Raw genomic sequence first — 12,274 nt, 5'->3', positions numbered from 1 at the left:
TTTCCTTATTGCTACACTGCCCTTAACACGACACAAATAAGAGGCATCCCCTTCTCAGCAAAAAGGGGATCGCCATCTATTTCACTGGCTTTAATTCTTCATCCAGTTTCTTAGAATCATAATAATCACCCTGCCAGGTGATTTTTCCTGCTTTAACATGAATATAGCTAACACCTTCAAATCTTATCAGATTATTTGTCGGTGGGCTCCCTGCCCATTCACCACTATTTTTTCCTGAGAACTGCCAACGAAAAGCCACGGTATCCTCGTCATAAACGGGTTTACCGATCATTTTCCAGGTCAGATCCGGGACCGCCTTAATAAAGGCCCCAATAACTTCTTTTTCTGCTTTTTCCCTGCCGGTAATCGGTTCTCCCGCGGCGGCATCATAATAGACAGCATCATCTGCAAGATATTGAGCCGCTCGCGAAGCATCATGCGCATTCCACGCCGCCATATACTCGTTCACGGTATTCAGCGAGGTACTTTCTGCCAGGCTATAGCCCGAGAGCATCACCAATGAAAGCACCGCCACTTTTAATGTTTTCATCACCACCCTCTCTATTCAGAAATGTCGCACATGATATGTTTCACCCGAGTGTATTCCTCGAGTGAATAAGATGAGAGATCTTTGCCATAACCTGATTTTTTGAAGCCGCCGTGCGGCATTTCGGCGCACAGGGGAATATGGCTGTTAATCCATACCGTGCCAAAATCAAGGTCAATGCAAAAGCGCTGCGCGCGGCTGTGATTGCTGGTCCAGACACTCGCCGCCAGACCATATTCCACATCATTGGCCTTAAGTAATGCATCTTCATCGCCAGAAAACGACTGAATAGTCATTACTGGACCAAATACTTCATGCTGGATAGCTTCATCGTGCTGTTGCAGACCAGAGACGATCGTCGGCTCAAAATAGAAGCCAGGGCCAGATCCGGCGCGCCCGCCGGCCTCAATTTTTGCATGCGCCGGTAAACGCTCAATAAAGCCTTTCACTTGTTCCAGTTGATTCCGGCTATTCAATGCGCCATACAGCGCATCCTGGTCTTCTGGCGGCCCAAATTTAATACTCTTTGTTTTTTGTACCAGTTTTTCCAGGAATTCAGCGTAGATGGACTGTTCGACCAGAATACGCGTGGCCGCCGTGCAGTCCTGCCCGGCATTGAAAAAGCCAGCCGTGACAATCGCCGCAACCGCCTTGTCCATATCCGCATCAGCAAATACCACCGCGGGCGCCTTCCCGCCCAATTCCAGATGCGCCCGGGTCAGGTTCGCCGCTGCCGAGGCCGCAACCTGCAGACCTGCACGGACCGAACCGGTAATCGAAACCAGTGAGGCTTTCGGGTTTGAGACCACCAGAGAACCGGTACTGGCTTTGCCTAAAACCACGTTAAACGCCCCTCTCGGGAACAAGGGTGCCGCCAGTTCCGCCAACAGCAGCGTACTGACCGGCGTGGTGTCGCTTGGCTTTAACACTACCGTGTTACCCGCCGCCAGTGCCGGCGCAATCTTCCATACCGCCATCATAAACGGGTAATTCCACGGCGTAACTTGCCCGACAATACCCAGCGGTTCCCGGCGAATAGTCGAGGTAAATCCAGCGGAATATTCGCCTGCTGCCTTGCCTTCAAGACAACGCGCAGCCCCGGCAAAAAAACGGATGGCATCGCAGGATGCCGCGATCTCTTCCTTCTCAATAAAATGGCGAAGCTGGCCCGTCTCCTGGCTCTGGGCATTGACCAGTCGCTCCACGTTGCGTTCTATTTCGTCCGCCAGGCGCAATAACGCTATTTGTCGCTGGGCCGGTGTCGATTTTCTCCAGATGCTAAACGCCGCTTCAGCAGCAGAGTAAGCCTGCTCCACCTCTGCCGCGCTGGCATTAGGAGATAATGCGTACGTTTCACCGTCGACCGGACTCACCAGTTCGAAGGTCTCTTCGCTGCCGCCTGCTACATATTGCCCATTAATAAAATGCTTCAGGGTTTTCATGTCTGTCTCCACCCGTTAATACATAAAGAATCTTATGTAATATATATATTGTAAAAACTTTTCAAATACGCAACATTGACACTATGATAAGCCTCTCATTTTTAACTTGTTCTTTACATTATTCAGAGAAAGGCTTGTCATTGTTAGCTGACGCGGCGCGCGCAGCTCCAATGGTTATTGGGACACACATCCGTCTGTGCGGCAGCTTTTGCGCATGGGCATGTAAAATAACGCGGCCATTCTTACCTTCCTTGCCCAGCAGGCATGTGTTAGAAAGGGTCGTTGTTTCAGGGAATTGAGTGCAGAAAAGATTATGATTACTCACGCGGTCATATTTGCGCCTATCGGGCAGGTCAGTCGTTCAGACCAGATAGTGCAACGCCTTTCAAATGCCATTATCACGGGATTGTTGGAGCCGAAAGAACAGCTTCCCAACGAAACTGATTTGGCAAAGATGATGGGTGTCTCACATATCACTATCAGAGAAGCGCTAAACACGCTTCGGGCTAATAATCTTATCCATACTGTTCGTGGCCGTAATGGTGGCAGCTTCGTTTGCGAAAATATCGATGGCAAAAATAGCCCCCTGCATCCGTTCAAAGCGATCAGTACCGATTATCTTTCGGATCTGGGGGAAATGCATTGCGCCATCATTAGCCATAGCGCAAGACTTGCTTCCAGACGAATGACCGGCGCGGATATCGCCAAATTTCGCGAGTTTGTTGAGGTGCTCAGACAGGCAAAATCACCTGAGCTGATGACCCAGGCCGATATGCGATGCCTGCTGGCAATAGCCGCCAGTTCACATTCGGCACGGCTGGCGAACCAGGAGCTTCAGGTGCAAGCTGAATGGGCATCGCTGGTAGCGATCCTCTATCGCACGGACAGCATTCATGCCGAAATTATCGCGCTTTATTCAGCGCTGGCCGATGCGCTGGCCGCCCACAACGAGGCGGAATCAGTACAGCTTGCCACGCGGATCATCGACACCTTTACCTATTACCTTATCGAAAAAAAGCTGAAATATAACTCGAACTGACAATCCGTGAAGGCAGGACAGACAATGAGCTCTTCGACATCTTTAAGCGCATTAATCCGTAAAATTGATGATATTACTGTCTCTACGGTAGATTCTACCGTGGCGCTGGCGAGGAGCATCCATGAGGCGATTGCCGGGATACAGAAAGCTTCGGCCGAGGTTGTCCTCGATCCCTCTGTGCGATCCACCGTTCAACAGCATATTAAGCGTACGCTCAATGACAACCATTACTGCTCTGGAGCCGGATTTGCCAGCCATATAGAGAGCACCGCCACCACCAAAGAGTATTGGCTTTTGGAGTGGTGGTATAAGAAAGATAATGGTTTGAGCCAGGCGCACCTCGATTTGGATCAGGCCACGCAGCAACGACTGGATTTCAGAACATTCGAGTGGTTTAAACATTCGCCACCGGCAGGCAAAGCTTATATCCACGGCCCGTACGTCGATTATATCTGCAATATCTCCTATACCCTGACTTCGGCAGTGCCGGTCTACTACAACGATCAGTTCCTTGGCGTCGCCGCCGTCGATCTGCTGGTCAGCCAAATCGAAGCCGAACTGCTCTCCTGCGCTCATCCTGACTATGTCATACTGACCAATCTGGAAAACAGGATTATCTTCTCCAGTTGGCCGCGCTTTCGCGTGGGTGAGTTACTGTCGCCCGCCAACAGCACCGTGGTATATCAGAGCGACTACTTTATCCTTTATCACTATCAAAACTAAGGGCCCGAAGGCCCTTGTTTTAGTTGTCCTGCCCCATATTGAGCTTATTGGCGTAAGCAATGGCGTCGTTTTCCGGCGCCGCAGAGCGCCCAAACGGTCGGGTCAGGAACATATAGATAAGCCCCGATCCAACGACAATCGCCAGGCCGAACAGCACTGTCCAACGATCAATGAAATCGCTGCTGTCTGCTGGTTGGGCCAGCAACCAGATCCCGCATAATCCATAGGCTAAGGCCAGTACGTTTACAATCACGCCCCAACCGCCAATGGTCCACTCCCCCGCCGGTTTCCAGCCCTTCAGACGCTGACGTAACGCAGCAAGTACGACCATCTGGAACGAGATATAAATACCGATTACGGCAAACGCGGTAATACGCGACAGGTTGTCTGGCTGGAAATAGACCCAAACGCAGATGATCACCGGCAGCAAGCAACTGACGACCATCGCATTATCCGGAACGCCGTTTTTCGAGATTTTGGACATCCATTCACTTCCCGGCAGCATTCTGTCGCGAGAGAACGAAAAAATAAGACGGCTTAACGCAGCCTGTAGAGACAAAATGCACGACAACATCGCCACAATCGCGACGATGATAAAGATAGTTGCGCCGGTTTCTCCCAGGGCTTCATTGAGAATGGCGGGGATTGGATCGGACGTTTTACCATTCACGATACTGACCAGATTCGGTGAAGCCAGCAGATAACCCATCACGGAAATGATGGCGGAAATCGCGCCAAATACGATGCTTAAAATCATCGCGACCGGGATCTTTTTGCTCGGGTTCTGCACCTCTTCCGCTACGTTACCGCAGGCTTCAAAGCCAAAGAACATAAACAGCCCCATCAGCGCGGCGGACATAAACGCGGTGGAGTAGCTTCCGTCCTGAGCAAGCACGCCCATCGAGTCGAAGATGACGGAGAAAGGCTGAGAACGGTGAAAGATCAGCAGGTAAATTCCCAGCGCAATCACGCTGACAATTTCACACCAGAAGCCAATTTTGGCGACTCTGGCCAGGTTTTTGGTCCCGGACATGTTAACAGCCATCATCAACAGCAGTAGCAGGACAGACGTCAGCAACATGGTGGCAGGCGTTTGACCATAGTGGAACAGCGACTCAACAAACGTCGAGGTATATTCCGCAATTGACGTAATGGTGACCACCAGCGCCCACAGGTAAATCCAGGCGGCAATCCAGGCATATTTCTTGCCCCATAATCTTCTCGCCCAGGGATACAGTCCACCGGTTATCGGATACTGGGAAGCGACCTCGCCAAATACCAACGCCACTAAAAGCTGGCCACATGCGACGATTAAAATCCACCATACTGCGGGCGGCCCCGCCAGCGTTACAGCCAGCGCAAACAGCGAATAGACGGCAGTGAGCGGCGAAAGGTAGGTAAACCCCAACGCGAAATTAGAAATTAAACCGATTGAGCGATTGAACTGTTCTTTGCCATCTTTCTGAAAATTATCGTTTTTCTTATCAGGTGTCTGTTCCATATATCTTTCTCTTTTGTGGAATAGTCGCAGGGTTGAACAATTAATGTATAAAAGATATTAAGTTATATGTATAGTGATTTTGTCGCAGAGTTGTTAAAAATGATCGCATGTCACGTTAATGAAAAAGTGAGAGCAAAACGGTAGAAAGCGCTGGCATTTAGCAGTATTTATGACCAATGGATCTTCGCAGCCGCCAACCGTGGGCTACGCTGGCGGAAAAATATGCGCATCTGATTTAAGTTCGGGGCTAAGTAGCAGTAATCGCTGCTGTTAAGCAACATTTTTGCAATATAATAGTGTGATGTTAAACGCTGAACCTGAGCAGGTGAATGATGGAAATTGATCTCGATAATCTGGTCTTTGATGGACTGGAAGAAGCGCAAGAGCGTAATGCTGAACGTCTGGAAGATGCAGATAAGAAAGCGCAGGAAATTATTGCTGATAATGACTGCGGCGACGCCTGCAAAATCTGATTTCTGAACCGGCGCAATGCCGGTTTTTTTATCGCCTGTTACCCCTTCCCCCCTTCCCGTTTCAGCCCGTATACCGTAAAGCCTCAATCAATTTGGCAAAGGCGGCGGTGTGCTGCCTGCGGCTGGGGTAGTACATATAATAGCCCTGGAAGGGTTCGCACCAGTCCTCCAGCACTTTTTCCAGCGCACCGTCAGCCACCGCCTGTTCGACAGTGTCTTCCGGCACAAATGCCAGCCCCATCCCGGCAATCGCTGCGCTAATCCGCGGGGGGAGATTGTTAAAAATAAGCTGCCCTTCAACCCGCACGCGCAAATCTTGTCCGCCTTTGCTAAATTCCCAGGCATACAGCCCGCCCAACGTCGGCATGCGCATGTTGATGCAGTTATGGTTTTGCAGATCGTGTGGGGTGAGTGGTTTACCATGGCGGGCAAAATAAGCGGGTGAACCGACCACCACCATGCGCCAGTCCGGGCCAATTCTGACAGCAACCATATCTTTTGCCACCTGCTCGCCGAGACGAATACCCGCGTCATAACGGCCAGCCACAATATCCGTCAGGGTGTTGTCGAGGGTCATTTCCACTTTCACTTCAGGATAAGCCTGCAAAAAAGGCGCCAGCGCGGGCCAGACGGTCGATTGCAACGCATGTTCACCCAAGGTAAGGCGAATGTTACCCGCCACCCGCTGACGGATGTCGGTTAATGCCAGCAGCTCCGTTTCAATGTCATCAAAACGCGGACTGATACTGTTGATGAGCCGTTCTCCGGCTTCAGTCGGCGCGACGCTGCGCGTGGTACGGGTCAGGAGTCGGACATCCAGCCGCTCTTCGAGTCCACGTATCGCATGGCTTAACGCTGACTGCGAGACCCCGAGCTTTGCCGCAGCCCGCGTAAAACTCCGCTCGCGGGCGACGATAATGAGATAATAAAGATCGTTAAAATTATCACGCAGCATGCTTGTCCCCAGCCATTAACTTTATTGACGTATGGTACAGGTCATGAGGGTAATCACGTAGCGTTTCTCAACGTTCGCGCACATCACTCCTGTTCTCCCCCCTTTCACTAATAACATTTTGTATATAGATAAGAATTTTTTCTTATTTTGTCTGAATCGTAAGTTATGGGAGCGTAAAAAGCACAAACCAAAAACTACAGGGATTTCATACAATGATGGCAACGAAAATTCACAGCGCTAAAAAAACACTTCTGACACTCAGCGTGCTGCTGGCCTCTGGCATTAGCGTTTCTCAGGCTCAGGCTGACCAATTGGCCGATATCAAAGCCGCCGGCGTCGTTAAAGTGGCGACATTCGACGCCAATCCGCCGTTCGGTTCAGTTGATGCAAAAACGCATAAGATTGTCGGCTATGACGTCGATTTTGCCGAAGCGCTGGCCAAATCCCTGGGGGTAAAACTGGAGCTGGTGGCCACCAATCCGGCCAACCGTATTCCGCTATTACAATCCGGTAAAGCCGATTTAATCGTAGCGGATATCACGATCACACCTGAGCGTGCACAAGTGATCGATTTCTCCGTGCCCTATTTTGTCACCGGCCAGCAGTTCCTTGTGCCAGCAAAATCCCCGGACAAGCTCGATGAATACAGCAAAGCGCGAATCGGCGCGGTAAAAGGTACTACCGGTGAGCAGGCGTTACATCAGCGCTTCCCGCAGTCGCGCGTACTGGCCTATGACGATATCCCCCTGGCATTAACCGCATTACGCAACGGTAATGTGCAGGCCATCACCCAGGACAGTACAATCCTGGCGGGCTTGTTAAGCGGTGCGCCGGATAAAGCAGATTTCAAAATTTTGCCGGACCTGCTGAGTAAAGAAGAGATCGGCGTGGGGGTAAAAAAAGGCGAACCCGCGCTGTTAAAAGCCGTCAACGATGAACTTTTGAAGCTGGAGTCTACCGGTCAGGCAGCAAAAATTTATGATGTATGGTTCGGCCCTGAAACTAAAAACCCGCAGCCCCGCGCCTTTAAAATAGAAGCCCAGTAATATGCTCTCAGCTCTTTTTCATCGTTCCGCAGCTTCGGCTGCGGATTCTACCCAATTGGGTCAGGCAAGCGTCAAACTGCACAATGTGTTTAAACAGTATGACGCTCATACCGTACTTAACGGCGTCAGCCTGGCAGTTGAACCTGGTGAAGTGGTGACCATTTTGGGTCCTTCTGGCTCTGGAAAATCCACTCTTATACGTCTTATCAACCAGCTTGAGTCGCTCAGCGGTGGCGAAATTTTCATTGATGGTAAACCGATTAGTCAGTTGCGCGGCGCTGCATTACGCCAGTTACGCAGCCGTATCGGTTTTGTATTTCAGCAATTCAATCTCTATTCGCATCTGACCGCGCTGCAAAACATTGCGCTGGCGCTGGAATATGTTCACGGCTGGAACAAAGCGGAAGCAAAAGGCCGGGCACTCGAATTGCTGGATCAAGTGGGACTGCTCGAGAAAGCCGATGCCTATGCCGCTCAGTTATCCGGCGGGCAGCAACAGCGCGTTGCCATTGCCCGCGCGCTGGCTTCATCGCCACAAATCATTTTGTTTGATGAACCCACCTCCGCGCTGGATCCAGAAATGATCGGCGAGGTGTTACAAGTGATGAAAAATCTGGCTCACAGCGGTATCACGATGATCGTCGTGACTCATGAAATGCACTTCGCTCGTGAGATTGCCGATCGTGTGGTATTCATTGATGGCGGCGATATCCTGGAGGTCGCCTCGCCGGAGGATTTCTTCACCCGCCCACAACATCCCAGAACTCAGCGTTTCCTGAAAAAAGTGCTCGACCCGTTACACCAGGAGTTACCGTTATAATGCATCTAATGGACTGGCAGGGGGTGCTGAGCGGGCAACCCCTACAATGGATAATTTCCGGTTTTCTCACCACGCTATGGGTGACGCTGGCAGGCGTCACGCTCGCCACTCTCTTTGCTCTCCTACTGCTCGGCTTACGTTTGACAGGCAATCGCATTGCCACCGCGGTGGTCGGCGTGTGGGTCTCCGCTTTTCGCAATACGCCTTTACTGGTGCAACTGATGTTCTGGTATTTCGCCGCATGGAATTGGCTACCCCGTGACGTGATTACCTTTATTAATGCTGAACACCCATGGTCAGTTCTGCCGGGTGACGTCTGGTGGTTAACGCCGGAGTTTCTTTGTTCTGCCTGGGGGCTGGGTGTTTTTACTTCAGCCTTTTTGGTCGAGGAGATTGCCTCTGGTTTGCAGGCGGTTTCTGCCGGACAACGCGAGGCGGCCATTGCCCAGGGCTTTTCCTCATGGGCGGTTTTTCGTCACATTCTCCTTCCCCAGGGACTGGCGAACGCATGGCAGCCCATCGTTGGGCAATATCTCAACCTGATGAAGCTCTCCTCGCTTGCCAGCGGTATTGGATTTGCAGAGTTGACCTATCAGGTGCGGCAAATTGAGAGCTATAACGCGCACGCACTGGAAGCCTTTGCCGTTGGAACAGCGCTCTATCTGCTCATCGGTATCGTGTCAGGTATGCTGCTTACGCGCCTTGGACCAAAAACTGTGTCAGGTAAACCGTTCAGGGCAAAAGCCCATCTGTTCAGCGTCAGGAGCATATCGCATGATCGCTAATATTTCGGTCATTACTGACAATCTTGACTATCTTCTGTGGGGACGCGTGACCGAAGGCCAACCCGGCGGCGTTCTGCTTACTTTGCTGATGGCTATCGGCGCGGCATTGCTGGCACTTCCCGGTGGGATAGTTCTTGCCTGCTGCGCCTGGCGTTTTCCTGGCGCGATGCGCAAAGGACTGTTTATCTGGGCCGAGTTTATTCGCGGCATTCCGTTAATCTTTGTGATTTTCTGGATGTGGTATTTGCTCCCCATGCTGACTGGAAGCGATCTGCCTGGCGCAGTTACCGTGACGTTGGCACTGGCATGGTTCACCGCCGCCTCGGTGATGCACTCGGTGTATGCAGGAATTAGAGCCTTACCTGGCGGGCAATATGAAGCGGCAGTGGTGCAGGGTTTTCGCCCATACCAGGCCCTGTGGCTTATTTTATTGCCGCAAGTGCTGCGCAACATTATGCCGTCGCTGACCGGGATATTTATTGGACTACTGAAGGACACGTCGCTGGCGTTTATCGTCAATGTGCCAGAACTCACGACGGTTGCCGGTCAGGTTAATAGCCGGGTGCAAATCTATCCGGCGGCCATTTTTATCTTTACCGGACTGGTCTATTACCTGCTGTGCTTTAGCCTGGAAAAATTCACCCAGCGACGATTCGCGCTAAAATGACCTCAAGGCTCAACATTCCACGAACTGGTGGTCTTCGTTGAGCCGATATTTCACGCCAGCCCGGATATTTTTTTCACCTTCAACGGCAAGCGCAAAACGCATTCTTTCGCCATCATGATAGGCCAGCGCCGCGCATCCGCCAGGACCGAGTATTATCGAATCGACAGTGCCAGTACTGGCAACAACGGCGTTCTCTCCGCTGGCAATAATATGGATATTGTCTGCGCAATTGGCGATTTTCGATTCCGCGCCGAAACAGGCTAGCTGGGTTAAATCACCGCTGCAGGCAATCCGATTTCTGTCGCCCAGTGCACTGATGCGTACACGCATGCCGGCACTGGCGATGCGCGTACCGTCACCCACGCTACTGATACGCGCTGAATTTCCCGCGACCGCAATTCGCCCGCGATCGCCCGAGCTGCCGATATGCGCGTTATAGCCTACGCTGCCTATACGTACGCTGTAACCTGCACTGGCAATTTGCGCGGCATAGCCAGCGCTGGCGATTTTAACGTTATCATCCGCACAGCCAAAGCTGACATTATCTTCCGCACTCGCCAGCGGGCTGCCGGTCCCCCCCGTCGTTTTCACGCGGGAAATATTTCCCATCGCGCGAATATCCTGCCGGACAAAACTCTCCTCTTCCCGCCATTTTGACCAGCCGTATTCCACCAGACTATTTGCCCAGTCGATATACCCTTCCCGCTGGAGCGCACGATGTACATCGGCATAACTTCCCCCGGCGGGAAAAGTACGTAGAAACCAGCGATACATTACGGGCCCAACGCGCCAGGCCCGTAAGTCATCACGCGTAATCATCATCGCTTAATGCCGGTGATAGCCATCCACCATGCACTTGAAGGTTTCGCCCGGCGTGCGGCCCGTAGTGCAAAGATAAAGATGCCCAAAAATGAAAAACAAACTGATTATTGCCAGCGCAAAATGCGCCTGTAACAACCAGTAACGCACACCGGGGAACAGATCGCCGACTACCGCCGGATAGAGCGATAACAGACCCGATATCAACAACAGCGGCAGCAGACCATACATCACGCCAACATAGGCCGCCTGCTGTAGCGGATTGAATTTTGAACGCTTTGATGCCGGGAATGGATGTGACTCTCCCTGCATAATGCCAAACAGGTAAAAACGCGTTTGTCTTTGCGCGCGTCCGATCCAACCCTGCCGCTGAATAATATAGTGATGTCCGTTACCGCCAATCAGGTTGATCAGGACAAAACCAATCCAGCAGGCGAGCAGCAAAAAGCCACAGACTTCGTGTACGGTAAGCAGGCTTTTCATCACCGACGCGCTAACGGCCGAGAAGTGATTGACGAGTCCACTGACCAGAAGTAGCAGAAATAACAGCGCGTTCGACCAGTGCCACAAGCGGACAGCCTTCGAGTATAAGTAGATCTTCTCACCGTGCCCTGCCGACGCTTTATGCGCGGCACGAAAGCGCAGCATGGAGTGTAGCGCCAGCACCAGCCACATTCCCACCAGCATTAATCCGGCGATGACCAGCCACACTGGCCAGTAGTCAGGAGAAAACATAGGGACATATTGCGCAAGCTGGGCGTGAAACTGTTCGGCATTCTGCGACGCGTTCATACATTTTCCTTTTTAATCAAATGTTGACCGAACCGACGATACAGATGGGGTTTCCCGGCGCCTGCAAGTTGATACTCGTAATACTTGTTTTCCCGCAGCCAGGTCTGAATCTCCGGGCTATCTTCACGACCAAAAATCAGCGCGTGTTCCGGGCAGGCGTTAACACAGATCGGTGGAAAACCTTTCGCCAGACGTGATTCAGCGCAAAAGTCGCATTTATCAGCCACTTTGGTGCGCGGATTGAGATAGCGGACCTGATAAGGGCACGCGCCTATGCAGTAACTGCAGCCGATACACGAAGACGTGTCGACCCGGACAATGCCGTTCTCATCTCGCCAGGAGGCGCCGGTTGGACAGACCTCAATACAGGGCGCATCATCACAATGCTGGCAGGACTGACGAAAATAGTGATACAGCGTTTCGTTGTCGTTATCCGAAACCGGAATATGCGCTATCGACAAACGGCTGCCCTGGTCAGGAACATGATTGGTTTTCCTGCATGCGCGGGCGCAAATATTACAGCCGTTACACAGTGATTCGTCGTGAATCATGACATAACGAACGCCTTTAGTGCTCCTGGGGCTTGCTAACAAACTTTGACCTGGGCCGGTAAAAAAAATCACCGTCCCCATGCCAATGACAAATTTACGTCGGGTGAAGGACAT

At 51.7% G+C, this 12,274-nt stretch carries 14 protein-coding genes; 7 read left to right on the top strand and 7 right to left on the bottom strand.

The window, feature by feature from the left end:
- Positions 1–76 precede the first annotated feature (76 nt).
- Entirely contained in the window at positions 77–550 is a 474-nt protein-coding gene (locus OGV69_RS12595; protein WP_038640326.1) for an ester cyclase, read from the bottom strand.
- A gap of 11 nt (positions 551–561) precedes the next feature.
- Positions 562–1,989, bottom strand: coding sequence for a gamma-aminobutyraldehyde dehydrogenase (locus OGV69_RS12590; protein WP_069324222.1), 1,428 nt, complete (start codon positions 1,987–1,989; stop codon positions 562–564).
- A 313-nt stretch (positions 1,990–2,302) separates the two neighbouring features.
- Between OGV69_RS12590 and OGV69_RS12585 the strand changes: the two genes are divergently transcribed.
- Together OGV69_RS12585 and OGV69_RS12580 are read left to right on the top strand one after the other, a co-directional pair.
- A complete protein-coding gene (locus tag OGV69_RS12585; protein ID WP_038640319.1) occupies positions 2,303–3,028 on the top strand; it encodes a FadR/GntR family transcriptional regulator in 726 nt (241 codons plus the stop codon).
- 24 nt (positions 3,029–3,052) lie between these two features.
- A complete protein-coding gene (locus OGV69_RS12580; RefSeq protein ID WP_038640317.1) occupies positions 3,053–3,751 on the top strand; it encodes a cache domain-containing protein in 699 nt (232 codons plus the stop codon).
- 19 nt (positions 3,752–3,770) lie between these two features.
- On the opposite strand, the gene OGV69_RS12575 is transcribed toward OGV69_RS12580, so the two are convergent.
- Positions 3,771–5,252 (bottom strand): APC family permease, encoded by a 1,482-nt coding sequence (locus OGV69_RS12575; protein WP_042308718.1) that lies wholly within the window; start codon positions 5,250–5,252, stop codon positions 3,771–3,773.
- A 332-nt stretch (positions 5,253–5,584) separates the two neighbouring features.
- On the opposite strand from OGV69_RS12575, the gene OGV69_RS12570 reads away from it, so the two are divergent.
- Complete coding sequence (locus OGV69_RS12570) at positions 5,585–5,725, top strand: hypothetical protein (RefSeq protein WP_003832695.1); 141 nt, start codon at positions 5,585–5,587, stop codon at positions 5,723–5,725.
- A gap of 61 nt (positions 5,726–5,786) precedes the next feature.
- Here the strand turns inward: OGV69_RS12570 and OGV69_RS12565 are convergent, their stop codons facing one another.
- Complete coding sequence (locus OGV69_RS12565; RefSeq protein ID WP_069324223.1) at positions 5,787–6,680, bottom strand: LysR family transcriptional regulator; 894 nt, start codon at positions 6,678–6,680, stop codon at positions 5,787–5,789.
- A gap of 212 nt (positions 6,681–6,892) precedes the next feature.
- Here OGV69_RS12565 and OGV69_RS12560 point away from each other — a divergent pair, with 212 nt between their 5' ends.
- From OGV69_RS12560 to OGV69_RS12545, 4 genes are read left to right on the top strand one after another with little or no spacing between them, the layout of a single operon-like run.
- On the top strand, positions 6,893–7,726 hold the full coding sequence (locus OGV69_RS12560) for an ABC transporter substrate-binding protein (protein WP_069324224.1): 834 nt from the start codon (positions 6,893–6,895) through the stop codon (positions 7,724–7,726).
- Between the two features lies 1 nt (position 7,727).
- Complete coding sequence (locus tag OGV69_RS12555; RefSeq protein WP_069324225.1) at positions 7,728–8,546, top strand: amino acid ABC transporter ATP-binding protein; 819 nt, start codon at positions 7,728–7,730, stop codon at positions 8,544–8,546.
- Entirely contained in the window at positions 8,546–9,331 is a 786-nt protein-coding gene (locus tag OGV69_RS12550) for an amino acid ABC transporter permease (RefSeq protein WP_069324226.1), read from the top strand. Before OGV69_RS12555 ends, OGV69_RS12550 begins: the two co-directional genes overlap by 1 nt.
- Complete coding sequence (locus OGV69_RS12545; protein ID WP_069324227.1) at positions 9,321–9,998, top strand: amino acid ABC transporter permease; 678 nt, start codon at positions 9,321–9,323, stop codon at positions 9,996–9,998. Before OGV69_RS12550 ends, OGV69_RS12545 begins: the two co-directional genes overlap by 11 nt.
- Positions 9,999–10,007: 9 nt before the next feature.
- Here the strand turns inward: OGV69_RS12545 and ydhT are convergent, their stop codons facing one another.
- Genes ydhT through OGV69_RS12530 form a run of 3 tightly spaced genes read right to left on the bottom strand, consistent with a single transcriptional unit; the run spans position 10,008 to position 12,274 of the window.
- Entirely contained in the window at positions 10,008–10,820 is an 813-nt protein-coding gene (ydhT, locus tag OGV69_RS12540; protein WP_204563454.1) for a protein YdhT, read from the bottom strand.
- Positions 10,821–10,823: 3 nt separating this feature from the next.
- Complete coding sequence (gene phsC / locus OGV69_RS12535) at positions 10,824–11,609, bottom strand: thiosulfate reductase cytochrome B subunit (protein WP_069324229.1); 786 nt, start codon at positions 11,607–11,609, stop codon at positions 10,824–10,826.
- Positions 11,606–12,274, bottom strand: coding sequence for a 4Fe-4S dicluster domain-containing protein (locus OGV69_RS12530; RefSeq protein ID WP_042308731.1), 669 nt, complete (start codon positions 12,272–12,274; stop codon positions 11,606–11,608). Before OGV69_RS12530 ends, phsC begins: the two co-directional genes overlap by 4 nt.

Source organism: Citrobacter sp. Cc139 (genome assembly GCF_030334645.1).
GTDB lineage: Bacteria > Pseudomonadota > Gammaproteobacteria > Enterobacterales > Enterobacteriaceae > Citrobacter > Citrobacter werkmanii.
The sequence above is the reverse complement of the archived record's forward strand: the minus strand, read 5'-3'. Positions and strand labels throughout refer to the sequence as shown.